This window comes from Rufibacter aurantiacus, from assembly GCF_017916345.1.
GTDB classification, from domain to species: domain Bacteria; phylum Bacteroidota; class Bacteroidia; order Cytophagales; family Hymenobacteraceae; genus Nibribacter; species Nibribacter roseolus.
In genome coordinates this window covers 970,019-996,077 of the sequence record NZ_JAFMSV010000002.1, presented here as the reverse complement: position 1 = coordinate 996,077, position 26,059 = coordinate 970,019, and the positions used below count along the sequence as shown (strand labels likewise).

Annotated in this window: 22 protein-coding genes and 1 other RNA gene; 3 read left to right on the top strand and 20 right to left on the bottom strand. The window is 49.3% G+C overall.

The window, feature by feature from the left end; genetic code table 11:
- Nucleotides 1-162: 162 nt before the first annotated feature.
- From J3P34_RS09385 to J3P34_RS09365, 5 genes are all read right to left on the bottom strand, one after another.
- Nucleotides 163-483 (bottom strand): hypothetical protein, encoded by a 321-nt coding sequence (locus tag J3P34_RS09385; RefSeq protein WP_210488109.1) that lies wholly within the window; start codon nt 481-483, stop codon nt 163-165.
- Between the two features lie 298 nt (nt 484-781).
- Nucleotides 782-1,154: a transfer-messenger RNA gene (gene ssrA, locus J3P34_RS09380) on the bottom strand.
- 129 nt (nt 1,155-1,283) lie between these two features.
- Nucleotides 1,284-1,988 carry a YjjG family noncanonical pyrimidine nucleotidase gene (locus tag J3P34_RS09375; protein ID WP_210488107.1) on the bottom strand — a complete coding sequence of 235 codons (705 nt, stop codon included), beginning with the start codon at nt 1,986-1,988 and terminating at the stop codon, nt 1,284-1,286.
- Between the two features lie 58 nt (nt 1,989-2,046).
- On the bottom strand, nt 2,047-3,162 hold the full coding sequence (locus J3P34_RS09370) for an acyltransferase family protein (protein ID WP_210488105.1): 1,116 nt from the start codon (nt 3,160-3,162) through the stop codon (nt 2,047-2,049).
- A 4-nt stretch (nt 3,163-3,166) separates the two neighbouring features.
- Nucleotides 3,167-3,553 (bottom strand): ArsR/SmtB family transcription factor, encoded by a 387-nt coding sequence (locus J3P34_RS09365; protein ID WP_210463362.1) that lies wholly within the window; start codon nt 3,551-3,553, stop codon nt 3,167-3,169.
- 82 nt (nt 3,554-3,635) lie between these two features.
- Between J3P34_RS09365 and J3P34_RS09360 the strand changes: the two genes are divergently transcribed.
- Complete coding sequence (locus J3P34_RS09360; RefSeq protein WP_210488103.1) at nt 3,636-4,328, top strand: carboxypeptidase-like regulatory domain-containing protein; 693 nt, start codon at nt 3,636-3,638, stop codon at nt 4,326-4,328.
- Between the two features lie 139 nt (nt 4,329-4,467).
- Nucleotides 4,468-4,959 (top strand): hypothetical protein, encoded by a 492-nt coding sequence (locus J3P34_RS09355; protein ID WP_210488101.1) that lies wholly within the window; start codon nt 4,468-4,470, stop codon nt 4,957-4,959.
- Between the two features lie 103 nt (nt 4,960-5,062).
- Here J3P34_RS09355 and J3P34_RS09350 read toward each other — a convergent pair whose 3' ends face one another.
- From J3P34_RS09350 to J3P34_RS09315, 8 genes are all read right to left on the bottom strand, one after another.
- Nucleotides 5,063-7,396 carry a M1 family metallopeptidase gene (locus J3P34_RS09350; RefSeq protein ID WP_210488099.1) on the bottom strand — a complete coding sequence of 778 codons (2,334 nt, stop codon included), beginning with the start codon at nt 7,394-7,396 and terminating at the stop codon, nt 5,063-5,065.
- A gap of 82 nt (nt 7,397-7,478) precedes the next feature.
- Nucleotides 7,479-8,102, bottom strand: a complete 624-nt coding sequence (locus J3P34_RS09345) for a J domain-containing protein (RefSeq protein WP_210488097.1) — start codon at nt 8,100-8,102, stop codon at nt 7,479-7,481.
- Between the two features lie 54 nt (nt 8,103-8,156).
- Nucleotides 8,157-8,759: a HupE/UreJ family protein gene (locus J3P34_RS09340; RefSeq protein ID WP_210488094.1), complete on the bottom strand. Its 603-nt coding sequence runs from the start codon at nt 8,757-8,759 to the stop codon at nt 8,157-8,159.
- 425 nt (nt 8,760-9,184) lie between these two features.
- Nucleotides 9,185-11,803: an ATP-dependent chaperone ClpB gene (clpB, locus tag J3P34_RS09335; RefSeq protein ID WP_210488093.1), complete on the bottom strand. Its 2,619-nt coding sequence runs from the start codon at nt 11,801-11,803 to the stop codon at nt 9,185-9,187.
- 557 nt (nt 11,804-12,360) lie between these two features.
- Nucleotides 12,361-12,918 carry a hypothetical protein gene (locus J3P34_RS09330; RefSeq protein ID WP_210463369.1) on the bottom strand — a complete coding sequence of 186 codons (558 nt, stop codon included), beginning with the start codon at nt 12,916-12,918 and terminating at the stop codon, nt 12,361-12,363.
- A gap of 604 nt (nt 12,919-13,522) precedes the next feature.
- Nucleotides 13,523-14,200 (bottom strand): deoxyribonuclease V, encoded by a 678-nt coding sequence (gene nfi, locus J3P34_RS09325; protein ID WP_210488092.1) that lies wholly within the window; start codon nt 14,198-14,200, stop codon nt 13,523-13,525.
- A 187-nt stretch (nt 14,201-14,387) separates the two neighbouring features.
- Nucleotides 14,388-15,104 (bottom strand): hypothetical protein, encoded by a 717-nt coding sequence (locus tag J3P34_RS09320; protein ID WP_210488091.1) that lies wholly within the window; start codon nt 15,102-15,104, stop codon nt 14,388-14,390.
- Nucleotides 15,105-15,289: 185 nt separating this feature from the next.
- Complete coding sequence (locus J3P34_RS09315; RefSeq protein ID WP_210488090.1) at nt 15,290-17,068, bottom strand: T9SS type A sorting domain-containing protein; 1,779 nt, start codon at nt 17,066-17,068, stop codon at nt 15,290-15,292.
- An 809-nt stretch (nt 17,069-17,877) separates the two neighbouring features.
- Between J3P34_RS09315 and J3P34_RS09310 the strand changes: the two genes are divergently transcribed.
- Nucleotides 17,878-20,103, top strand: a complete 2,226-nt coding sequence (locus tag J3P34_RS09310; RefSeq protein ID WP_210488089.1) for an NADP-dependent isocitrate dehydrogenase — start codon at nt 17,878-17,880, stop codon at nt 20,101-20,103.
- A gap of 159 nt (nt 20,104-20,262) precedes the next feature.
- Here the strand turns inward: J3P34_RS09310 and J3P34_RS09305 are convergent, their stop codons facing one another.
- The 7 genes from J3P34_RS09305 to J3P34_RS09275 form a co-directional block, all read right to left on the bottom strand.
- On the bottom strand, nt 20,263-21,021 hold the full coding sequence (locus tag J3P34_RS09305; protein WP_246853630.1) for an SGNH/GDSL hydrolase family protein: 759 nt from the start codon (nt 21,019-21,021) through the stop codon (nt 20,263-20,265).
- Between the two features lie 210 nt (nt 21,022-21,231).
- Nucleotides 21,232-21,711 (bottom strand): hypothetical protein, encoded by a 480-nt coding sequence (locus tag J3P34_RS09300; RefSeq protein WP_210488088.1) that lies wholly within the window; start codon nt 21,709-21,711, stop codon nt 21,232-21,234.
- A 182-nt stretch (nt 21,712-21,893) separates the two neighbouring features.
- A complete protein-coding gene (locus J3P34_RS09295) occupies nt 21,894-22,328 on the bottom strand; it encodes a contact-dependent growth inhibition system immunity protein (protein ID WP_210488087.1) in 435 nt (144 codons plus the stop codon).
- Nucleotides 22,329-22,399: 71 nt separating this feature from the next.
- Nucleotides 22,400-22,969 carry a hypothetical protein gene (locus J3P34_RS09290; protein ID WP_210488085.1) on the bottom strand — a complete coding sequence of 190 codons (570 nt, stop codon included), beginning with the start codon at nt 22,967-22,969 and terminating at the stop codon, nt 22,400-22,402.
- Nucleotides 22,970-23,083: 114 nt separating this feature from the next.
- Nucleotides 23,084-23,851, bottom strand: a complete 768-nt coding sequence (locus J3P34_RS09285) for a leucine-rich repeat domain-containing protein (RefSeq protein ID WP_210488083.1) — start codon at nt 23,849-23,851, stop codon at nt 23,084-23,086.
- 81 nt (nt 23,852-23,932) lie between these two features.
- Nucleotides 23,933-24,670 carry a S1 family peptidase gene (locus tag J3P34_RS09280; protein ID WP_210488081.1) on the bottom strand — a complete coding sequence of 246 codons (738 nt, stop codon included), beginning with the start codon at nt 24,668-24,670 and terminating at the stop codon, nt 23,933-23,935.
- A gap of 296 nt (nt 24,671-24,966) precedes the next feature.
- Nucleotides 24,967-26,034 (bottom strand): SDR family oxidoreductase, encoded by a 1,068-nt coding sequence (locus tag J3P34_RS09275; protein WP_210488079.1) that lies wholly within the window; start codon nt 26,032-26,034, stop codon nt 24,967-24,969.
- Nucleotides 26,035-26,059 lie beyond the last annotated feature (25 nt).

Here is a 26,059-nt window from a genome sequence, read left to right as displayed (position 1 = left end):
TGTCCCAGATAGGTTTGAAAAAGATATGAATGCCCTGTCGTTTATCAGAAGTAGGGTATTGATAATGGAAACAGGGATTTGACCTTAGCTCTGGTAAGAAGACCAGACCTGCCGTTTGTAGCTTGTTTTCAGGAAAGTAGCCTCAAATGGGGTGAGGTGTTTTTAAGCGGGTTGCTGTGCAACACTTTTGGGTGTTTCCTGTTTGAGGTGCCTCTTCAGGTTGGAAATCGGGAGCTCAAACAACTTCCAGGACAGCCAGGCAAGCAGGAAGAGAAGAACTAAATTCTCTGATAGAAAGAAGTAGAAGTTCCCTTTGATTTCTTGAGGAAGGGGAAGGGCTTTGTTGAAGCTGTACAGAAACCTTGCACTATGATTGAATATGGTGACATGGTAGAGGTAAATGCCGTAGATTATTTTCCCCATCAATAGCAGAGCCCTGTTTTGAAAAAGCCAGGTCAGCTTTTCCTGCCCGGTATTTCCCACGCTTAGGAAATAGGCTATTGCCCAGGAAACAATAAGGGCTACCAGGGTTCTGTGGTGAAGTGAAGGAAACTCTCCCCAAATATTCTGGCCTGCAATGACCAGGATGCTAAAGGGACAGTAGTTTAACGCGAGCTACTACTTTCTTCATTGATATAAAACTGGCTACCTATGAGCATGATTTATTTTCTATTGAAGAGTATTTAGAACCAAATCCGCGTTAAAAAGTGTCCGATATGTGTCCGTATTAAAATAAAAAAACCCTGTAATACAACGTATTACAGGGTTTTTTAAATGGTAAGTGTGGAGATGCAGGGATTCGAACCCTGGTCCAGACAAGGAAACTTGAGCGCTTTCTACATGTTTAGTCTTGGTTGGGTTTTCGTGTGGCTCCAGGCCCAAGCCTGGCCTATGAAGTCACCTTAGATGCTTTAGTTTCATGCAGACCCCGCACCTTGGCCTACACTAGATCGGCATTACGATGCCCTGTAACCAGCCCCCACCGAACCGAGGAGCTGCAGGACAATGGCAAAATGCTTAGTACCTAGACTAGGCAGCCATGGCGTAGTTAGACTCGCCAGATAATCGTCGGTCAATTCTGATTTACGGGAAAACTGCCAACTCCCGACATGCTTACACCCAGCTTGCTCAAGCTGTCAATTCCGGTCATCCCCAATTGTGAAAGAACTTCTCTGGCCTCTATTACGGCAGATGCCTGCAAAAGTAACCAAATTATAGACAAATCCTACCAGGCGGGAGTTCCCGTTTGGCGGGCGTTTTACAGAAAAGAGCCCTTAAACAAATTATAAGAAGGTCTTTAACTGGCTGAGGCAGTGTACCTCATAGGTGGGTTTCAGACGGGGGCGTTTTTTCTCGGGGTTGAAGAAAACCTGGTCAATGCCCGCGTTCATGGCGCCCAGTACATCGGCTTCCAGGCTATCACCAATCATGAGGCTCTCCTGGGCCGTGACACCGGCGCGCTGCAGTGCATGCTGGAAAATACGCTTATCGGGTTTGGTGCAGTTGATACACTCAGAGGTGATGATCTCAGAGAAATAGGAATCCAGCTTCGCCGACCGCATCTTTATGTATTGGACGTCTTTGAACCCGTTGGTGATGATATGCAGGACGTATTTCTCCTTCAGGTAACCCAACACCTCGTGGGTAAACGGGAACACCGCGGTTTTGGTGGGGCAGATGTCAATAAAGGCCTTGCTGATGCCCTCGGGTATATCATTAGAGGCTACGCCCAGGTCTGTAAGGCACTTGACAAAGCGGTTCTCCCGGAGCTGCTGCTGCGTGATTTTCCCTTTGTGGTACTGGTCCCACATGCGTTGGTTCACAAAGCTGTATTTTCGGTAGAAAGAGTCCCGGGTGAAGTTCCCCAGTTGGTCTAGCTTATAGTGGTCGTATAAATGGTGCAGCGTCTCTTCAGAGTTCTTCTCGAAGTCCCACAGCGTGTGGTCCAGGTCAAAGAACAGGTGACGGTAAGTTTTAGGCTTTTTCATAACAGAAGTGCTCGCTGACAAGGCAGCAGAAGAGCAAAGTTGTTATTTTAAAACCAATCTACCGGCTTTTAGTTTCAACAAAGCGGCGCGGGGAAAACATCTTCAGGACTTTTTTTCGCAAAGGGGCCTCCAAAACATAGTAGCCTACTACAGAAATCAAAGCCAGCAGCAGCAACACGCCTCCTTTGTTCTGCCAGACATGGAAGTAAAGGAGATCAAACCCAAAGGTGTAATGGGCCAGGTAGAAAATGTAAGAACCTTTTCCCAGCGCTTCCCCGGTTCTGGAGCCGAGTAGCTTTGAAAGGGCGGTCTCTTCCAAGGCCAGCCCGGTAACCAGGCTCCCGATGAAAACGGGCAGCACAAGGTTGTTCATGGTGTGGAAGGTGAGGAACCTCAAAGCTGGGAAATCGGGTAACAGGTTGATGGCCGGAGCCATAAGCAGCATGAAGGCCAGAATACCCAAGGAGCCCACATAGGTGAATGCGCCGGCCTTTTGCGCGGACGCAAGGGGAGGGGCAGACGACAGCAGAAACCTTTTGGCGCACCAGATGCCCAGGTAGAATTCAAAGCATCGGCCGAAGAAAGTAGCCCTAAGCAGAAAATTGCCGTCTGGGACAAAGGACACTGGCAAGGGTGATTGCCCAATCAAAAGCAATAGGCCACCGGCAAGCAGGGTGACCAGAAACCACCTGAACAGGCCTAATTTCTCCCAGTATAATAGAACCAAAGGCGCAGCCGCATAGAAACATACCTCTACCGTCATGGACCAGCCAACGCCAATGCCCGTGAAAGAATACGCTGGAAACAGGCCCTGTGCCATAGAAAGGTTCATCAGCCAGACGCCGGGCCTGAAATCCTGCCGAAAAACCAAAGCAGCGATAGTGCAGAGGAGATAAACGGGGTAGATGCGGGCTACCCGGTGCAATACATACTGCCGCCAGGCTGCAGAATCCTCCGCCTGAAAACTTTGGCTGTACCTTAAGCCAATGAGGAAACCGCTGAGCACAAAGAAAATGGAAACGCCCATGTGGCCTTCCCGGAACAAGTTGTTAAAAAACGGGGTGGCAAAGGGGACCTGGGGCTTGGCATGGTGGGCATAAACCAGGTAGGCAGCCACAGCCCGCAGTCCGGTTAAAGCCGGGAAATACCGGCCGGAGGCATCTGGGGTACGCATGCAACTACAGGCCGGTAAAATGCCGCTGCTGTAGCCGGTTAATGGCCAGTTCGCGGTTAGAGAAGAGCGTTTGGTAGACTTCCTGGTCTTTGAGTAACAGCGGATCTTTCTCCAGGTACCCGAACATCTGCTGCAAAAAGTCCAGCATTTCGTCTTTGATATAATAAAAGGCCCACTGATCCTGTTTACGGAAGGATACCAAGCCGGTGTTTTTTAGGTAGATGAGGTGGCGGGAGGTCTTGGTTTGGGTGAAATCCAGCACCAGTTCCAGATCAGCGATACACAGCTCCTTGTTGCGCATTAACAGGTTCAGAACCCTGATCCTGGAAACGTCACTCATGGCTTTGAATACTTGTTCCCCAAAACTGACGTTAAAATGTTTGAGCCTCATGGAGTATCTCTTCGTAAAATTAATTTAAAGCTCTTCGGCACAAAGTACTATAAAAAGCCTATACTTGTAAACGAACTGATCCATGACTACGCTATATTTCAATCCTTCTCCTCTATATTCCCGCTATTGGGCGCATCTGGGGCGCTTTCTGGTGGTCCTCTTATTTATTTCAGGAATTAGCCTCACCTCTGCGCACGGCCAGGGAGCCAAAAAGGTGATCCAGTTAACCGGGGTGGTGACTGCCGGCGATAGCCTGCTGGGGATTCCGGGCGCCAGCGTGTATATTCCCAAAGCCGGCCGCGGGACCAACACAAATGAGTATGGCTTTTTCTCTTTGCCAGTGCTGGCAGGCGATAGCGTGGTGTTCAGCTCACTGGGCTATGCCAAACAGTCTCTGGTGATTCCGCAGAGCTTTGAGAAGGACAGTTATTCCATTATCATCGAGATGCTGGAAGACCCTACGGCCCTGCCCGAAATCCGGGTTTTCCCGTATGCCACCTTCCGCGACTTTACCCAGGCGGTGCTGGCCATGAAATCACCGGTGGAGGATATTGACCGCGAGAGCGCCATGAGCCAGCAGATTCTGGACCAGATGTTCCGGAACACGCCCATGGATGCCAACTCTAACCACCGCACGTACATGAACCTGCAGAACCAGCAGCAAATGCGCCGGGGCGGTTATAATCCCGGGGCCACCAACCCGCTCTTAGACCCCATTAAGTGGTACCAGGTCATCAAAGCCATCAAGAACGGAGACTTCAAGAACAAAGAATAAATGCAGGTTTCCTGCCAACTTCAGGGACTGTCCAACCAACGGACAGTCCTTTTTTTGTGCCTTTTTCCGAAGGACCAACCAAAGAGGGAAACAGAGTTCATGCCTGTCTTCTAGAGAGACAAGCTGACCTTAGACCCACATGAAAACAACTCAATCTCTCCTCCTGGGCATGGTGCTGATGCTGGCAGGCTGTAACCCGAAGCTTACGGCGCCTTCACTGGATTATTTGCCCCAGGCGCTTCTGACCGCTTTTGAGCAAAACGGCCTTAAAACACAGTACACCCTTAACCCCGCGCTCAATCCTTTCTACCTTCAGGGGAATTTTGACGGAGACAATGCGCCCGACTACGCGGTGTTCCTGCAAAATAAACGCACTCAAAAAACCGCCGTTGCCTTCCTGTTGGGGACAGATCCAGCCAAGGCGATGGTAGTGGAGGAAGGGCAGTGGCCTGCCTTAAGGAGCTTTATGGAGGTCGCCTTTTGGAAAACCACCTCTCATTTCCCGGCGGGGGCAGGATCAGTTTTACCGGGCATCAAGGGAGGCGGGATTGTGTTGGGGCTACGGAAGCCTGAGGAGGTCCGGTGGATCTACTGGAATGGGCAGGAGTGGCAATGCATTAACCCAGAATAGAAATCCTCCTAAAACAAAATCCCCACCTGAATGAACAGGTGGGGATTTTGTTGGATGGCTGTTTAGAGCCTGTTTTCAGGAAAACGGACCCGAAACGGTTGGCTTAGTTTCCGCCTTGCGAACGGGGAGCCGTCTGGCGTTGGGTCTGCTGCTGCAACGGATTTGGCGTGATGCCGCGAGGTTGCTCTTTGAACAGCTCAAAACGGCTTGGTTGCGGACGCTGCGGATACGAGTTGTTGTTCATGTCAGTGTCGGCGGTTTCCTGGAAAGGATCCAGCATGAAGCTGGCCACGGGTTTCTCGGTCACGAACACCTTGGTGATTTCCTTTTCGTCGTAGCGCCAGATCTCCGCGGGGATGCGCACAATCTCGGAAGTACCGTCCTGGTACGTCATCTGCATCACCACTGGCATTACCAGCCCACCGTTGTTCCGGATGCCCACTTCGTAGAAGTTCAGGCCTTTCTGCAATAGGGCCCGCTCTTCAGGAGCCAAAGACTGCAGGTATTTCTGGTACTGCGCTTTGCTTTCCTCGGTCACGGCCAAGGGGTCATAGGTGTTGTAGAAGTCCTTCAGTTCTGGTTTGGTGTCTACCAAGGTCTTCTGGATGTCCTGCAGGTTGCGCTGCTGCGACAGGCTCTTAGGCGCGGCGTTGATTTCGGCGCGGCGTTTGGCGTTCTCCACCTCGGGGTTGCGGGTGTCTACAGAGTACCATTTCACGCCGGTCAGCTCCTGTTCTACGTGGTCGGTGGTGTAGAACCAGCCTCTCCAGAACCAATCCAGGTCGGTGCCTGAGGCATCTTCCATGGAGCGGAAGAAATCAGCGGGCATGGGGTGTTTGAAAGCCCAGCGGCGGCAATATTCTTTGAAGGCGTAATCAAACAGCTTGCGGCCCATCACGGTCTCACGGAGGATGTTCAAAGCCGTGGCTGGTTTGCCGTAGGCGTTGTTGCCCAACTGCGTGATAGACTCAGAGTTGGTCATGATAGGCTGCTGCATGCTCTTGTCCATCTTCATGTAGGTCACCATGTTTCTAGGCTCGCCACGGCTGGAGGGATAATCGCGCTGCCATTCTTGCTCCGTGAGGTACTGTACAAAGGTGTTTAAACCTTCATCCATCCAGGTCCACTGACGCTCATCTGAGTTGATGATCATCGGGAAGAAGTTGTGGCCTACTTCGTGGATGATCACGGAGATCATGCCGTATTTGGTGCGCTCGGTGTACGAGCCGTCTTTCTCCGGGCGTCCACCGTTGAAGGAGATCATCGGGTATTCCATCCCGCCCACGGCACCGTGCACGGAGATAGCCACCGGATACGGGTAGTCAATGGTGAATTTGGAGTAGGTCTTGATGGTGTGCGCTACAACCTCGGTGGAATACTGGCCCCACAATGGGTTTCCTTCTTTGGGGTAATAGCTCATGGCCAGGGTGTTTTTGCCGGCGTAGTTCACGTTCATGGCATCCCAGATGAACTTACGGCTAGAGGCCCACGCGAAGTCGCGCACGTCTTTGGCCACGAAGGTCCAGGTCTTTTTGCCTTTGGCTTTGTTTTTCTCGGCTTTCAGGGCTTCCTCCGGCGTCACGATCAAAACGGGCTTGTTAGCTTTCTTGGCTTGGGCCAGGCGGCTGCGTTGGGCAGAGGTTAAAACATCTTCGTTCTGCAACTCACCGGTAGAGGCTACCACGTGGTCTGAAGGAACGGTGAGGCTCACTTTGTAGTCTCCGAACGGCAGGGCGAACTCGCCGGTGCCCAGGAACTGCTTGTGCTGCCAGCCGTTCACGTCGTCATAGACGGCCATGCGCGGGAACCACTGGGCCATCTGGTACTCGTAGTTGCCGTCCTCAGGGAAGAACTCATAGCCGCCGCGGCCACCCTGCTTTTTCTGGTCGTTGATGAGGTTGGACCACTCTATGCTGAACTTCACGCTCTGCTTCGGTTTCAACGGCTGCGGCAGGTCAATGCGCATCATGGTGAAGTTGATGGTGTGCGGCAAGGCCTTGCCGTTCGCATCCTTCACCGATTTGATTTTGTAACCGCCGTCAAAAGCCTGCTCACCCAGCGCCTCGGCCACGCCGAAGGTAGGCTTGTCCGGGATCTTGTTCGTGCGGGTGAGGTTGGTCATTGAATTCTTCTCGAAGATATTCTGGTCCAGCTGTACCCACAGATAGGTCAGGACATCGGGCGAGAGGTTGGTATAGGTGATGGTCTCCGAGCCGGTGAGCGACTGGTTGTCATCGTTCAGCTCGGCCTTGATGTTGTAGTCGGCGCGCTGTTGCCAGTACTCGTGGCCCGGGGCCCCGGAAGCGGTACGGTAGGTATTGGGGGTAGGCAATTCCTGCGCCAGTTGCCTGAACTTGGACTTGTCAATGTTTTCCTGCGCCAGAACCGGTGCTGCCAAACCTAGGAGCAGCCCGGAGGCGAGTAAGAACTGTTTCATTTAGTGCGTAAGGTTGTGTTTGTTGGATTGTGAGAAAAAGCAAATTGGGCAATTAAAGGCAAAGAAAAAAGCAGACGTGCTCTTATTTAGACATTTGGGGAAGATCCTCGCCAAAGTGCTTCCTGATATCCTGCCGCAAAACCTTCATGAGTCGGAAGATGGCTGATCCAATAGGGACCGTGATCACGCCCAGCAGCAGGTGCTTGTATTGCCCCGAGTAGAAGAAAAGAAAGGGAACCAGCATAAAGGTGAAGCCCGTGAGAAAACCAAGGAAAAGTACCAGGTAGCTGCTGCCCCAGGCCAGGACGTACCACCACTTTTTCTTCATCTCCAGGGTGCGCTGCACGTACGCTTGGTGGTCTTTCTCGCGCTGGCGGCGGGCTCTTTCCCGCGCTACGGCCGCCCAGGCCAGGTACTCCTTGGGATCGGCCGGCGGATCATAGACGAACTCGTATCTCTCCCAGTCAGACTGCTGTTTGGGTGGCGCCGTGTAGGAATAGGAGGCGGATGGTGCCGCCGCGGCTACCTCCTTGAAACGCTGCAGATACTCATACGCCGACTGGATACGCATGAACATGGCCGGCGCCTCAGGGTCTTTGTTTCTGTCTGGGTGGTACTGCAAGACCAGTTGCCGGTAGGCATGCCTTACCTGAGGCATCTCAGCGCCAAAAGGTACTCCTAATACGCGGTAAGACTCGGTCAGCATGGGTGCGGCTTATAAAACAGGAAAGCAGGGGCGCTCCTGATTTATACTTGTTTTTCAGAAAATGGCTGAAAAATCCTGGTTTAAAATTAACATAAGGGCAATAGCCCCGGCTGCGCTGCTGATGCCCAACGCCCAGTCGCGTTTCTGTATCGGTAAGGCCCTGGTGAGGAGGAAATTAAGGATGAGTACAATCAGAACAATCAGCAACTGACCTAACTCAATGCCCACATTGAAGGCCAATAATTCCAGTACAATGTTCTGCCCCTGGCCCAGCAGAGATTTGAGGTAATTGGAGAAGCCCATGCCGTGGATGAGCCCGAAGAAAACGGCGAACGCGTTGTTCAATGACCAGACCGCGCCGCCTTTCTTTTTCACCTTGCCCAGCTGGGTGAAATTATACAAACACGTGAGCAAGATGGTGATAGGGATAAGCAGTTCTATGAGGGCGGTATTGAACTTTATCAGGTTAAGGGTAGACAAAGCCAGCGTGATGGAATGCCCAATGGTAAAGCTGGTGACCAGGGCCAAAATGCGGCGCCACTCACTGCCAGAATACATGGCGCACATGGCCAGCACAAACACCATGTGGTCATACGCCTGAAGGTTGAAAATGTGGTGGAAGCCTAATTGAAGGTAGGTGAAGAAGACGGATGACACTTTTGTTTGCTGTTTTAAAACGGTGTTAGTCAGGCAAGATTAGAAAAAAGCCTCAGGGATGCAAGTTCTGTGGGTGATGAGGGAGCAGGTGAAGGTGAGTTTCTGGTTCCTGCCTGTTTTAGAAAATACATGCCGAAAACGTAGCGGTGTTACACCGTAACGCCGTGTGGCCACAGGGCAATACCGCTGCCAATAACCTGAATTGTGCTTTAGGATTAAATAGACAAATCTCTTTGGCGTGGTAAGGCTGTTGAGGAAAGGAAGCCAACTACTGCGTATGACCACGGCGTTACGGTGTAACGCCGCTACATAATTGGTTTCTGGCCCATTTTCTCATAATCTGCCTTATAACATGTTGTATGGGCAATAAAAAAGGCGCCGGAGAATTGCTCCCCGACGCCTTCACTTCAACTTAAAACAACGGATTATCTATCAATGGGCAGATCAATGTCCACGTTGATGAACCTGATTTCACCGTCTTCCAGCACCGCTTCTACCACGGCATCTTTACGGATGTCACCGGCCAGGATGGCTTTGGACAGCTCGTTCAGGATGCGGCGTTGCAGCACGCGTTTCAACGGACGGGCACCGAACTGCGGATCGTAACCTTCGCGGCCCAAGAAGTCCAGTACCTCGTCGGTGGCTTCCAGACGGATGCCGCTGTCTTCCAGACGCTCCTGGATGTGACGGAACTGGATGTCCACAATCTTCCGGATCTCTCTTGAGCTCAACGGACGGAACATGATCAGCTCATCAATCCGGTTCAGGAACTCAGGGCGCAGGGTTTTCTTCAGCACCTCAAACACCTCGTCACGGGTCCGGTCAATGGTAGGCTCTGGGTTCAGCTCGTCCAGATCCTGGAAGTTATCCTGGATAATGTTCGCGCCGATGTTGGACGTCATGATGATGATGGTGTTCTTAAAGTTGGCAACCCGACCTTTGTTATCGGTCAAACGGCCATCATCCAGCACCTGCAGCAGGATGTTGAACACATCTGGGTGCGCTTTCTCAATCTCGTCCAGCAGTACAACGGAGTAGGGCTTCCGGCGAACGGCTTCGGTCAGCTGACCACCTTCATCGTAACCCACGTATCCCGGAGGCGCTCCCACCAGGCGGCTCACGGCGTGGCGTTCCTGGTACTCACTCATGTCAATCCGCACCATGGCGTTCTCGTCGTTGAACAGGAAGTCGGCCAGGGCCTTGGCAAGCTCGGTTTTACCCACCCCAGTAGTACCCAGGAAGATAAACGAACCGATAGGCCGCTTGGGATCCTGCAGCCCAGCCCGGCTGCGGCGCACGGCATCAGAAATGGCGGCAATGGCTTCTTCCTGACCAGCCACGCGGCGGCCCAGTTCTTCTTCCAGGTGCAACAGTTTCTCACGATCGCTTTGCAGCATTTTGTTTACCGGCACGCCGGTCCACTTGGCTACCACTTCGGCGATGTCTTCAGAGGTAACTTCTTCCTGCAGCATGTGGTCGCCGTCTTGTTGCTGTTTCACCTGCTCTTGAAGTTCGCGCAGTTTGGCTTCGGCTTCCTGAATCTTACCATAGCGCAGCTCAGCCACTCTACCGTAGTCACCGGCGCGTTCAGCGTGCTCGGCCTCCAGACGGAATTGCTCAATGGCCTCTTTCTGTTTCTGGATGCCTTCAATCACCTGTTTCTCGCTCTGCCACTTGGCGCGCAAGGCGTCACGGGTTTCGCTCAAATCAGCGATTTCCTTGGAAAGAAGATTCTCTTTCTCTTTATCATTCTCGCGGCGGATGGCTTCACGCTCAATCTCCAACTGCATGATCTTACGCTGTACCTCGTCCAGCTCTACCGGCAAAGAGTCAATCTCGATGCGCAGTTTAGAGGCCGCCTCATCAATCAAGTCGATGGCTTTGTCTGGCAGGAAACGGTCAGAGATGTAACGGCTGGATAATTCTACCGCGGCAATGATGGCGTCGTCTTTGATCCGTACCCCGTGGTGCAGCTCGTACTTTTCTTTGATCCCGCGCAGGATGGAAATGGCATCCGGGATGCTTGGTTCATCTACCGTTACAGACTGGAAACGGCGCTCCATGGCCTTGTCTTTCTCAAAGTACTTCTGGTACTCTTTAAGCGTAGTCGCACCAATGGCGTGCAATTCACCGCGGGCCAGGGCTGGTTTCAGGAGGTTAGCAGCATCCATAGCGCTATCGCCACCGGCACCGGCCCCAATCAAGGTGTGGATCTCGTCAATGAAGAGCACGATTTCGCCTTCAGAGTCTACCACTTCTTTGATCACCGCTTTCAGGCGCTCCTCAAACTCACCTTTGTATTTGGCACCCGCTACCAACAGACCCATATCCAGGCTCATGATGGTTTTGGTTTTCAGGTTCTCGGGCACGTCACCAGACACAATGCGCTGGGCTAAACCTTCCACGATGGCGGTTTTACCCACGCCCGGCTCTCCCAACAGAATCGGGTTGTTTTTGGTGCGACGGCTCAGAATCTGCAGCACGCGGCGGATCTCTTCGTCTCGGCCAATCACCGGGTCAATCTTACCCAGGCGAGCCTGCTCGTTCAGGTCAATGGCATAACGTTTCAGCGAGTTGTATTTCGCCTCGGCGTTCTGGTCGGTTACTTTGGAGTCACCACGCAGTTCTTTGATGGCGGCTTTCAGGCCTTTCTCGGTGATACCTGCGTCTTTCATGAGTGTGGCCACCCGGTCTCTGCCAGCCAGCAGGCCCAGGAGCAGGTGCTCAATGGCGACGTACTCATCGTCAAATTCCTTCAGGTAAGAATTGGCTTTCTGCAGTGCAGCTGCCGCATCATTGCCCAGGTACGGACTGCCGCCGCTCACTTTAGGGTAAGCGTTCACAATCTCGTCCATACGCGTGTTGAATTGGTTCACGTTCACGCCCAGTTTCTTCAGGTAGAAACCGGTCACGTTCTCGTCAGTTTGCAGGATACCCTTCAGCAAGTGCCCCGTCTCGATGGCCTGCTGCTGGTTGCCGCCGGCAATCTCGGTCGCCTTCTGCACGGCTTCCTGCGATTTGATGGTATAGTTGTTAAAGTTCATAGCTCTATCTAAGTCTTTCCGTAGTTTCTAAGTTTGTTACGACGATAGTAGCAAATGAGGTGCCTACCCGTTTTTTGCCTGTTTTCCGGAAAAAATGACAGAAATGGGAGGGTGTTTATTTAACATAATGAGACAAAAAGTCTGCAAGTGAGACAAGCAGATGGCGTAGACGCTCGCAGGTCCTCCGGACGCTACGAGGTCTTTTGAGTAAGCGGTGTTTTGGAGACACATGGAGTTGGGTCCACCTCTGCCCCTCTGAGGAGGGGAGTTATCGGCTATTGTAAGTAGAGGGTGAATTCTGAATAATTCCTAAAGCTTGAGATCAAGTTTCTAAAGGCTGCGGTTTTCAAAACAATGGAGCAAATAATCCTTTATCAAGCAGGATACCTTTCGCGTTTCGCCTCTCTTTTTGGCAAAACAATCCCAAACCAGAATAGCCTAATTACCTTCCTGGGAGAGGTAGGGGTGGGTTCAACTGCGTTCCTCACCTTCATCTCCCAAAAGCCCCTAAAAACGCATTTCCTACTCAGGACTCAGAACTCAAGACTCAGAACTAATTATGCCATCTGCCGCAGTTTCTGCAGCATCTCATACAGGAGGCGGTAGATTTCTCGCAGTTCAGAGATGTCCAGGATGGCTTCATCCTTGGAGAAGGTGAGCACGGTCTCGGGGCCGGTCTCGTCGGCGTCTTCGTCTAGTTTGAGGCTGCAGTTCTTGTGCTTCAGCAGCATGTCATGGATGGCGGGATCAGAGAGCAACGCTTTGAGGGTTTCCGGCTGGTTTGTCTTGATGATGAAAGCATCGTCAATGTCTGGGTAACCCAGTTCAATGTCTTCCATCCCGAAGAACTTGCCTACTTCGTCCATCCAGCCTTGTTCATGTAAGGCAAACCGCAGGGAAACGTGCGCAGGCACGGGGGCCATGAATGTGGTTGACGAGATGCCGCTTTCAAAGCCGCCTCCTAGATCAAGGTCGGTGTCAAAGTAAATCTGGGTGCCGTGCTGCTGCAGGAGCGCAGAATAGGATAACAACTCTTTCTGGCTGGCCATGTCATAGGCTACCAGGTGCCAAAGTTCTTCTTCAGAGGAGGCGGAAAAGGATTTGATTGTTTCCATAGAGTTTTAGGTTGGTGGACGCTGCCTGTAAAAGCCCGCGTTTTCACCGTAAGGACGTAAGTGGGGAGCTTCGGGTTGGCTACGGAGACGGGCGGGCTAAAAGGGCGGCCCTTGAAGTAAGCCAATAATTGCCGCAGATGCAAATGGTGCTGCGCTGTTTTTCAAGGTGTTAAGTTCAGGTGCCCAGATTTTGATAGTTTGCCGGCTCAGGTTTTCTTCAATACTTTGATTTGATCTGGTTTTCACCAGATAATCTACTCACAGGCTTTTTTGTTGCCTGTTTCCGGGTGACCCCAAAACCAAAGGGCGCCACAGGAAAGAGCCTTTCCCTAACAGGGAAAGGCTCTTTGGGGATCCAAAAAACAACGGCTATAGGGTACGCATCAGGCATTGGCTTGCAGAAAGCTTCAATGGCCTGGGGCACGGTATCTGTTCCTTCTTTAAAATTATAGTAGCAGTAGGAGGCTCTTATAATATACTAGTGCCATTTGGGTTGGTTTGGGAAAATGGGGCAGATGAACGCAAATCCAGTACATATACAGACACATTGCTTACCAGATGCCGTATTTGCCGACCCTGCCTCCGTATTCTCTCATGTACGGGTTTAAACCACCTCTTTCTTGTATACCTCGGCGTAGTGATCGGCCAGGCGGGTAGGCTCGGGCAGTTTGTGCTTGATAGCGGTCTGCAGGGCAATGGCCGTGGCGGTTTCCAGGTCCATCAGGTGGCCTGGCGATACAAACACCGGCTTCACTTTGTCTTTGGTCCGGATTACGTTGCCGATGTGTTCCTGCCGGTGCAGGAGCGGGGTGATGCTGCCTTTCATGGGGGCAGGCTCCTCGTAGCGGCCCGTCAATACTTTCTTGGCCACGCCCATAGTAGGTTTGTTCAACAGTACGCCCAGTTGGCTGGCAATGCCCAGACGGCGCGGGTGCGCGATACCGTGCCCGTCTACCATGATCAGGTCAGGGGTGTGCTGCAGCTTGCCGTAGGCTTTCACCAGGTTGGGCGCCTCCCTGAACGCCAGGAACCCCGGAATGTAAGGCAGTTCCACCTGGCCGTAGTGCCACACGCTTTCCACTAGTTCCAGCTCAGGGTAAGTCAGCACCACGAACACTGACAGAATATTCTCCCCGATGAAGGATGAATCACAGCCGGCCAGCAGCTTCAGCTCGAAGTCTGGTTTCTGCAGCACCACCTGTTTCCGCAGCACTTCCTGCTGCTCGGTCAGGGTCTTAACAAGCTGGGGATCCGGGGGAGGAAGGTGCGAGGGCCAGGCCATATGGAGAGTTCTGAGTCTTGAGTCTTGAGTTTGCGCGAAGGTGTTTTGAGGCTGATTTCAGGAAATCTTGACCTAAACAGACTTGCTTTTTCTCTTACGGCGGTTAGGCTGGCAAGATGCTTCCACTTGTGGTGAGTTTGTCTGAAAGCCAACTCGTTGTCGTGATACTTGCTACTTGATACCAGAATCAAGCGCTGCACGGTACTGAGAGGTCTATGAACAGCACCCGCCATTGGCCATTGATCTGCCCGAAATGGAATCTGAAACCGCTTTTGGTGTGCAGCACTGTTTTGCTGACCAGTAGTTGGGTTTGGTGAACTTTTTGCTCTTCCTGGGCTGGTAAACCGGCGTATTTATAGGCCTCATTCTTTCTGAAAGCTGCGGCATCAGCCGAAAAGCATCCCTGCCGGGCGAAATTGTTGTCCTCGCTCTGGCAGGTAATGGTGGGCAGCGCCTTCACTTCTTCCAGTTTGCAGTCTTTGATCGTTTCCCCGATGGAGAAGAACGGCCGTGCTCCGGCATTGGCTCGCTTGAAGTTCCTGATATCCGTGACATGGGTGAATTGCGGAACCGCACCCGGGGTTTCAATGAGGTAAAGTCCCCTTTCCGCGTCTATCCACTGGTTCAATTCTTCGGCATCCTGCTGGGTGATGGTTTCCCTGAAGTTTTCAAAAAACGGCTTAAAATCAGGCGAAGCGCCAGGCGTTGGCTTTTTTACCACCTCGTCCTGCACTGCGTTCAGGGTGTCTTTGGCCAATACCTCGGCTTGTTGGCGCTGCTCTTTTGTCTGGGTTCCTGGCGCAGGGCGTTCCTTTTCCGTGGTGGCATTTTTCCTGCCTTCATTTGGTCCGCAAGCAAACAAGAGCGGTATGGCAAGCGCCAGGGCATAGTTCCGTGTCTTCATGCGCCTTATACGTAGGTAGTTGCCTGGTGAAGCACATTGTCATTATGCAGATGATTGGCAGGTGGGAGCAAAGGGAAGGTGCCAACATAAAAGCCTCAGGGCACCTTGCTCATTGGGGAACAAGGTGCCCTGAGGCATTATCCGTAAGCAAGTGCTTAACTGGTTTTGAAAAGGATCTTAGTGACTTATTGCTTAAAGAACTTGCTAACAGAGTGGTTTGATTTCACCAGGTAAAGGCCGGCGGCTAAATCCCGCACGGACAATTGCACCAATGCCTCGTTCTTAGGCAGTATTACTGTTTTTACCAATTTACCCGCTGCATTTAAGATATAGAAATTCTGGTCTTGCTGAGAGGTGGACCCTGCTTTGAGGGTAAGTACATCGGAGGCTGGGTTTGGATAGGTGGTCACGGTAGAAGACTGTGGTTCTCCCTTATAGGCCAGGTAAATGGTTTTGGATCGCTCAAATTTGCCGTCATAGTCAACCTGGGTTAAGCGGTAGTAGTTGGCGCCTGGTTTAGGGGACCGGTCTACAAAGGAATACTTGAGGAGAACGTTGCTGTTACCGGCACCTTTCACCTCTCCAATGGCCACAAAGGTTTTGCCGTCCTGGCTGCGTTCTACCACAAAACGCTCATTGTCTTTTTCGTTCGCGGTAATCCAATCCAGCTTAGCGCCCTCGGCTACTTTCTTTACACCAAAGGCGGTCAAGGAGATGGGCAGCGGATCTGGACCGGTGCCGCCGTTGCTAGGAGCGCTGGGGGTAGAATAGTCTACCGGTGGGGCTGGCATGTTTACATTCCGCCAGGCTAAATCAGAAATCGCGAAACCTTGCTGTCCTTTCCCGTTTTGCGGAGGAATGCCATTATAAAAGGTGAATTCAACCCTGTCAACCGGCTCCAGGAAAGTGATGGTGACATCACCCTCTGGGGAAGATCCGTCAATGCTCGCTCCTCCGGCGGCGGAAGTTTTGCTTCTGAAGAATATCGTGTTTCCCTCCTGGGCCATTTCATTGGTGGCGGTGGTTTGTGTATACCGTTTCTGGGGTAAAATTGGCGTAGTGCTTCCAGTGCGGTAAGCAACGATCTTTAAGATATCTAAGAACTGGTTTCTGTTCATGTCTATATCAAAGAGTGAGAAGGTTAGTCCCTCCACAGCGGTATTTCTGAAATGAAGCGTGTTCAGTGAGTAGTTGTTTGAAGTGACCCCTCCGGCATGTTGCTGCGAGATAGAGTAAGCGTGTATGTTTTGGTAATCTGGGGTAACCTGCTGGGTGTACATATTGGCCGTGCCAACTTCCTGCTTGTTCCATTGCATTTTGACCCCGTCTGCCTCATAGTAATTATTGCTGCCATACCGGGCTATATTGTAGGGTACCTCGCCGCCTACTCTGTTGTCCCAACTGAACTTTGACAAGGCCGCTGGAAGGCCAGGCCCCCCGTAAGGTATTCCGGTAATGGTAATATCATCAATGGCGTAAGCGGTGGAGGCATCAGTGACAACGAAAGTCCAGCGTAATTTTACCCTGCCTTTGTTAAAACAGTCAGGTAAGGAAATACCTAGTTCTGCATTCACTTTTGACCATTCGGTGCCTACATCAAACCATTTGTCAACGGGTACCCAAACGCCGCCATTAAAGCTGTATTCCAGAAGCAAAGCCGTCTCTCCGGCTTTTTTTCCACCCCAGCTTACGTCTATGTCTTCGTACCCTCCGGTAGATAACTCACCTAGCTCTAGGATATAGGTGCCTGGGGTAGTCCCTGTCTTGAGATGTGTTCCCTTAGAAGCCTTGGTATAGGAGGCAGTGCTGTTTGGGGTGGTTCCCGTTTGCCAGTTATGCGTGATGCTGTTAAAGGTGCCTATAAAATTTTCATGGTAAAGAGTGGTTCTAGGGGCTTGTCCATACACCTCTACCTGTAGTAATGCTACTACGCCTACAAGGATCACTAGTAAAAATGATTTCATAAAGGGGAATATTAAATTACTGGTATATAAAATGTGAAAAGTGTTTTTCTTAGTATTTATGTTAAATTATATCTTGTTGTAATTATATGATATGTTTAAAAATGTGGTGTAAATTATATTTTGTTTAACTATTTAACAATAGGCAAGTGCTTTTGGAGATTATAGGAGAGGGTGCAGGAAGAAGTTGTGAATCTAAATAGTGCTACTGGTTTTCTTTGCGGTAGCCTTTAAATTGTATCTTTGTATAAAATAGTTATATAAAAAATATAATAAATTATTTTTAAAAAATAGTTGCCAAAAATTTATACTACATCCTTGAGGTTCATTAAGCCTTATCTGGCTTGGCGCGGAAGAAAGCTCTTTGAATGCTATTGGTTAGAGAGAAGACCTTGGAAGCAGCGTGGTATATAATCCATCCAAGCCAGTATTTAAAGAGGTAGAATCCTGGCCAGGTAAAGTTTGGTATTAGGTAAGTGTCTTGATGATGAGAATGTTATGGTTTTGTTTTGCTCAGGAGATTGGAAGCGGTACCTGGCGGATAGGTATCAATGTTCAACAGCAGTCAAATAGAGGGCAGACTTGTGACCTGTTTTCTAAGGGGTGGGCAGCAAGTTGAGTTGTTTTTCTTAATCCTGATGCCCGTTTGTGCGTAAGGGAATAGGTTGTGTCTGCTCGGTGTTCCCGGGTAGGCAATATGAAAAAGTCGCTTATATTTGCTAGGTAAACCCCGCCTTTAACGGCAGGGCACAGGTCTGAAATCGTTTGGGGTTGTGAAGCCCCGAGTGATAGTATTTAATTTAAAGAGCAACATGACAAAAACTGCGAAGATCATTTATACCATTACAGATGAGGCGCCGGCCCTGGCCACGCAATCTTTTCTGCCTATTGTGAAAGCCTTCACCAAGGCGGCTGACATTGAGGTAGAAACCAGAGACATCTCTCTGGCGGGCCGTATTCTGGCTACTTTCCCAGACCATCTAAGAGAAAACCAGGCCCAAAACGATGATCTGGCCTATCTGGGCGAATTAGCTAAAACCCCCGAGGCCAATATCATCAAATTGCCAAACATCAGTGCCTCTATTCCGCAGCTAACTGCGGCTATCAAAGAACTGCAGGCCCAAGGCTATAACATCCCAGATTACCCCGCAGACGCGAAAACGGATGCTGAGAAAGAAATCAAAACCCGTTACGGAAAAGTATTGGGTAGTGCGGTGAACCCGGTGCTGAGAGAAGGAAACTCTGACCGTCGTGTGGCCGATGCGGTAAAACAATACGCCAGAAAGAACCCTCATTCAATGGGTGCCTGGACCTCCGACTCTAAGTCGCACGTGGCGCACATGGACGGTGGTGATTTCTATGGCAGCGAGCAGTCTGTGGTAGTGGAGCAGCCTACCGAGGTTAGAATTGAGTTCGTAGCCGCTGACGGTACCACTACCGTCCTGAAAGATAAACTGGCCCTGAAAGCCGGCGAGGTGATTGACGCTTCCCGCATGAGCAAAAAGGCACTGCGGGCTTTCTATGAGAAAGAGATCGCTGATGCCAAGGCATCGGGCTTGTTGCTTTCCCTGCACCTGAAAGCCACCATGATGAAGGTCTCTGACCCTATCATGTTCGGGCATGCCGTGACTGTGTTCTTCAAAGACGTATTTGAGAAGCACGCAGAACTGTTCAAATCCATCGGAGTTGATGCGAACAACGGTCTGGGTGATGTGTACAGCAAAATTCAGGCGTTGCCAGAAGAGCAGAGAGCAGCTGTAGAAGCTGATCTGCAAGCCGCTTATCAGAACGGACCGGCCATTGCTATGGTTGATTCTGACAAAGGCATCACCAACCTGCACTTCCCTAACGATGTGATCATTGACGCGTCTATGCCAGCTGCTATCCGTTCATCTGGCAAAATGTGGGGACCAGATGGCAAACTGCACGATACCAAATACATGATCCCAGACCGCAACTACGCGGGCATCTACCAGGAAGTAATCGATTTCTGCAAAGAGAACGGTGCTTTTGATCCTAAGACCATGGGTACGGTGCCTAACATCGGGTTGATGGCACAGAAAGCCGAGGAGTACGGCTCTCATGACAAGACCTTCCAGATCACTACCGCCGGAACAGTTCGCGTGGTGGATGCATCGGGCAATGGCCTGATGGAGCACCAGGTAGAGGAAGGCGATATCTGGAGAATGTGCCAGACCAAAGACCTGCCTATCCAGGACTGGGTGAAATTGGCCGTGACCCGTGCCCGCATCACCAACACGCCAGCTATCTTCTGGCTTGATAAAAACAGAGCGCATGATGCCAACCTGATCAAGAAAGTAGAGCGTTACCTGCAAGACCATGACACCACCGGGCTGGACATCCAGATCATGTCTCCGGTAGAGGCCATCCGGTATACCTGCGAGCGCGCCAGAGCGGGCCAGGACACCATCTCCGTGACCGGTAACGTACTGCGTGACTATCTCACTGACTTGTTCCCGATCATTGAGTTGGGTACCAGCGCCAAGATGCTTTCCATTGTGCCTCTGCTGGATGGTGGTGGACTGTTTGAAACCGGTGCCGGTGGATCTGCCCCTAAGCACGTGCAGCAGTTCATGGAAGAAAACTACCTGCGCTGGGATTCCCTGGGCGAGTTCCTGGCCCTGGCCGTTTCGCTGGAGGATTTGGCCTACAAGACCAAAAACGAGAAAGCCCAGATACTAGCCGAGACCCTGAACCAGGCCAACGCCGAGTTCCTGGAGAAGGACAAGTCACCTTCGCGTAAAGTGGGTGGCATTGATAACCGCGGCAGCCACTTCTACCTGGCGCTCTACTGGGCCCAGGCCCTGGCGGAGCAGTCCAAGAACGAGGAACTGAAAGCCAGATTCTCTTCTTTGGCCCAGGCGCTAACTGAGAACGAGGAGAAGATTGTACAGGAGCAGATCGCGGCCCAAGGCAGACCAGTAGATTTAGGTGGCTACTTCCACCCAGACTTCAACAAGGCGGCTGAGGCCATGCGCCCAAGCGCTACCTTGAATGCTTTCATTGACCAGTTCTAAGAGCTAATCAGTCTATAAACAAAAATGCCGCCTGAGAGAATCTCAGGCGGCATTTTTGTTTTAGCACGCTAATGTTAAAAGGTGAGTTGGTAAGCTTTGAATTTTTATTGCTTGCTGTTATCAGGTAATATCTGAGCGCAATTTTAGATTTTACCACCCCTACGGAAAAGCAAGAAACGACACCTGGAGCTCGCCTAACTTTTTATACCCTTGGGCATTCATATGGATAGGATCGCGATAATACAGATGCTTGTTATAGATATTATAGCCACCTACAGTAAACTGGTCAAGAACGGGAATGCCGTGGAGCGAGCAAATCTGTTTTTGCATCTCCACATATTTGTTCATCCCCTGCGCGTAAAGCGGATCGTAGCCTCCCCGGTCATTGAAAGCTTTGCTGGAGGTGAAAAAGTAAATGACTGCCTGAGGGTTTTTCTCATAGATCCTTTTTATGCAATAGTTGATCCCGCCTGCTTGAGTGGTTAGTTTCTTTTTATCATAGCCGTCAAATTCTGTATAGTCTGTGTAAGACCCAATCTCTCTTTTATTGGTATAGTCATTTGTTGAAGCCCAAAGAATATAGATGTCAAACACACCGGCTTCATCAACCTGTTTCTGAACAGATTTCCCCTGCAAGGAAGAAAAACCTGCACCAGGCACTCCGTAATTAGTAACAGTCAACCCTAAGGATTTTTTCCACATGATTTTGGCGCTGTCACTTTCAGGAATAACAGAAACAGAGCCACCAAAAACAGCTACAGACTTGCCGTAATTCAAAGATTGTGCAAATGGTAAACCTTCAATTTTATTTTGTGAGAAAACGTTGGTTGAAATTAGAAGGAAAAGAATAAACAAATAATTTAAGCTGCTTCTCATGGTGATAAATTTGAGGTTGTATTTGGTTGAAGATTGTTTCAAGTAATTTCTGGTTTAATTGAAGTCCTTGTTTTTTTTCTTTGAGGATCTTAATTATAGATAAGTTAAGTCTCTTTTTATAAGTTGATTTCTGATACGTCTATTGGCTTAATATACGCTCAACGGTTAGTATAAACGACGACTGAGGCAGTCGGCCGATGCTGGCGTTTAGCTCTTGTTAGCGGTTCGTGCTTTTTTCTATCGGAATATTGCTTATGCAAAACGAACAAAATATTCAACAATAATTAAAATCGGGACCAAGAACGGTAGTCCAACTGAGAACCACAGTCCCAGCTTATATAAGCTTTGTCTGTAGGATTGGCTATTGTCCTTGTTAAAGTTTTTATCTACTATGTATCCGAGGTTGTAAAATATATTGGCAATAAGCATCATAAATAAATAGCCAATCCCTTGAAAAAATATTGTAAACAAGGTTATTTCAAAGTTGTAGTCGTAAGGAGCGATCAAAAGCCCGCCGAGGATAGCATAAGCAAAGAAAGCAGTAACTCCTGCAACTACGAGTGCTAAATTGTATTTCCCTCTTTTATTTGACCACCATTCTCTACTTGCCAAAGAGTCATTTATTTTTTTGCCAACTAGCGACTGCGTATCTATACGTTCAGGTTTTATCACATATTTGACTCCAAATCCTGCCAGAATCAAAATACCTAATGCTAATATTATTGTTATCATTTAGTTGTTTATCATATGTGCATGACTGCTAAAGTCTGGCGAGGCCGTAGGCCGAAGGTTGGCGTTTATGCCTTGTTGGCAAGCGTTTTTCTTTTTACTTTATCTGATTATGTTTTTAGCTTCTTTTCTGAAAATGCAGGCAAAAATCGAAATCCGGTTAAGATAAATCTTCTAGTTTTGGTTTATTCGGTTAGTTTGAAATTATGAAAAGCATCGAAAATGTCTTTTCGGATATCTTTAGTTGTGTCAAACTCTTGTAGGACTTTTTTGTTAAAGTCGAATATTTTGCAGATTTTTTGCCGGTTTTCTTTTTCTAACTCCCAATATCTCTTATCGCTTTTCAGGACGTTCTGTAACAGATCGCCCTCGAAATAATCCCCTTCAGCCAAAATGTTAGACTCTAATGTTTCTATGGCTATTGGTATTAGGTATTTCAAACCGATGTTTTGGCCAATCATTATCCTTAAGTCTTCGGTTGTGAAGTCTTGAAGCGGCTTCTTTCTTAGTGAGCTGCAAGTCCTTATTAGATACGTACTTTCCTCTGGATCTAATGAAGGCCAAATCTTTTTCTCAAGGCTCTCCAAGGTTTTAGACTTCCAATTATCCTTAATTTTCATACTTTAAATGCTTGCCAACTTTTGGGCTAAAAAGCGTTTTAATGCTTTTTAGGCGATGTTAGGCTTAGTGTTTAAAAGCAACTATTATCAACTTCGTTTCTAATGACCTTAAATTCACTTATTGGAACAAAAGTGAATCCTAAGTACTGCCCTCCACTGCACCTCTCATAGACATAGAAGGTGGCTTCGCTTCTTGGGATCAATTGACTGTTTTCGGATGCTCCCCTTCCCCTATAGATGAATAACCCTGGGATCTCGTCATCAATATCTACATATGCAACCATTTCTCCTCTCAGGGCAAAAATTAGCCTCGTGCACCGATCACAGATATCCTTACCCGTCACCTTGATCCCAGTTTCCTTACTTATCAGCTCATTCGTGAATTCTCCATCATCCGAATCCCAAGGGTTGTTGAAGACATAGAGACTATCCCAAGTGAACTTGGTAAGGCTATCTAACCTTAGCTTATTGAATCTTGTTTTGGTGGCTTTGGAGTTAGCCTCAAATTCTTCTAGTGTTGCGACAATCCTATTTATCACCAGATCATTGTGTTTGTCTGATTCCCAACCAAACAACCTTAGTCCGATTAGAATAGCAGCCAACAGTAGGACAGCAATTACTGATATTTTGATTGTTTGCATAAGCGCCACAAAACTTCTATATCATTTGATATTGAGCCTAACGGACTAGTATAAACGGCGGCGGAGGCCGTCGTCCGAGGCTGGGGTTTATACAATGTTAGCACACGTTATTTTTTATTGTTTCAGCTGGTAACTTTCCTTTATTTCTTTCAAGCTTGTTTCCACATTGCCATATTTTAGATTAGGCAAAGACTTTAACTTTTTAAATTCAGCTTCTGGGTAATTCCATGATGAATTGAAGCGAACCAATTCTTTTAGGTGCAGAATAGGCTCAAATGGCTTATCCTGTGCCCTTGTATTGATTAAGGTAAGGTATTTCAGTTTTGTTAAACTTCCGATTGGCTTGAGGGAGGCAATCTTTTGGGCAGTCCACATACCACCGTCAATGCCGAGCCCTTGAAGATTTACTAAACTGGACACTGGGCTGAAGTCATTAATCTTATTCAGTTGCTCAAGATTAAGCGTCATCAAATTTCCTAGGCCGCTTAACACATCTATGCCTTCTACTTGTGCTGAACTACCTAAATGCAGATGCTTTAAAGATTTCATCTGGCAAAGGTTTGAAATGTCCTTGATTCCACTCCATTTAATATAGAGTCCTTCCAGATTTGGTACTCTACAAGCAGCATCAAAAATCTTCTGGTTCACCCGACTGCAGAACCATAGATACTTTACATCAGTTAAAGTCGGTAGAAGTTCACACCATTGGTCAATAATCTTATTCTGCTCCTTTGGTGTTTTATCAAGTTGGGTAATAGATAAGTTCAGTTTTGACTTTGGATGATAATCTTCCACTTTTGTAATTGTTGGGGGTGGAAATTTTGGTTCTCTGTTCCAGTACCAAAAGCCTAACTTAATTTGTTCTTCAGTTAATTCTTCCATAATGTGTGCTAACAGTCTCGTGTAAACAGCGTGCAAGGCCGTCGGCCGTGGCATGCTGTTTACACAATGTTGGCAGTAGGTTTATTTATCCCATAATCCATTCCATCCTTCTTTTTGAAAATCAGGCAAAATGTTATGATGCGCTAAACAAGTATAGATAGGTTCAACCGAAATCACTGACATAAAACCAAGTTCAGTGTCTCTATTGTTATTTATTAAAGATTCTACTATTATTCCCAAAGCAAACTGCCATTCAATCAAGCATAAACCACCGCTAAATCCTCCCCTTGGCATTGCAGAAATTATGAAATGAGGATGAGGTCCACTGTATTTGTCCACAACGGCATTAATTTCACCTCTTGCAGCTATTAATAAGGGTTCTTTTGAAAATGGAATCGGAGGGTATCCCATTATAACAGTTTCTGCCAGTACAAATTGAGAATCATTTATCCAGTCATCCAGGTGATCACCTAACGGAATAGGAATAATATCTTTTTCTTTACACACAATGGCTGCAACATCTACTCGTTCATCAGGGTGAAAATATGGACCATTTTCAAGGTTTAGCTCTTTAGGCCATTCGCTTCTATATTTTTGAGGGTCTCCATGAATAGTTGTATTACCGTTATCGTCAGGAACATAGTAACGTTCAGTAGTTGCCATTGATACAATTTTTACTTTGTCAACGACATGTCTGGCTGTAACAAAAACTCCATCCCCAACATGAAACGCAGATCCAATGCTTCTATCACCATTTGGAAGTTCAACCTCGATATAGGCCATAGCTCCCCTATAAGTATTGTATAAAGTTTTTACCATATTTATCACTTACTGCCAACTACTGTGTAAACGGAGTGAGTTCCGGTTATTGGTTCTGTGTTCTAACGTCAAACTTCCGTTTATCCGACCAACGGTAGTCAGACAACCGGAACCGGGCCGCCGAATATACTATATTGTGCAAATATTATATGAGCCATTCTGTTTTCGGCTTCTTTTTTCTAAAACGTACTAAAAACAAAGGAGGAGCAACTCTGCAGCTGCTCCTCCTTTGTTTTCATCTAGAGGTGAATCGTCTTAAATACTTCTTTCTTTTTCAGTACCTATGCCAGATTCTTCTACGGAATCAACCGGTCTTTTCGCAGCTGCTCAAACAGGTCAAAGAAAGATTCATCGGTTCTTTGGTAGACGTGGAAACCCAGTTGGCGGCTTTTGGACATATCGGTCATGACCTCGATGGGGCGGCCCAGGTCCAGGTCGGTGTGCCAGGCCGAGGCCAGGCGGTCCAGGTTGGGTTCGGCCAGGTTGTATTTCTCGGCGATCTGCCGCCATAACTCGCCGTCTTTCGCTAACTCGGCTTCCAGCGGATGGATGGTGCCATCATAGCCCACGGCCTTCACCCCGAACCATTGGGCCAACTGATACCACAACTTGTTCCAGCGGAAGTACTCGCCGTTGACTACGTTGAAGGCCTCGTTGCGGGCGGCCTCGGTGGTGGCGGCCCACACTAGGTGCTTGGCCAGCACGCGGGCATCGGTTACGTCAGAGAGGCCGTTCCATTGCGCTGAGGAACCTGGCCAGTGGAACGGCCGGCCGGTCTCTTTGCAGATGGTGGCATAGATGGCCAGGGTGGTGCCCATGTTCATGAGGTTGCCCACGGCCTTGCCGATGATGGTATGCGGCCGGTGGATGCTCCAGGTAAAGCCATCGCGCTCGGCGGCGGCGTACACCTCGTCTTCCTGGGCGTAATAGAAGTTCTCCATGTCAAGGCGCGGATGCTCCTCGCGCAGCGGCGTCTCGGGCAGAAACCCTTCGGTGGCGTAGGCCTCAAAAGGCCCCAGGTAGTGCTTCAGCCCGGTCACCAGCGCCACATGCTGCACCGGTTTCTTCGGCGACAATACCTTCAGCAGGTTCCGGACCATGGCGCTGTTCACCCGGATGTTCTCGGCCTCGGTTTCCTGGCGCATCCAGCTGGTGAAAAACACGTGCGTGGGCGCGATGTCGGCTAAGGCTGCTTGTAGGCTCTCGGGGCTTTGCAGATCAGCGGCCACGGGTTGCAGGCCGGGGACATCGGTTTGGGGATTGCGGGCCAGGCCGTAGGTGGTCCATCCCTGGGAAATGAGTTCCTGGGCCAGGTTGCTGCCCACAATTCCGCTGGAACCCACTACTAATGCTATCTGATTCATGGTGGTGTCTTAGGTTGAAGTTGAT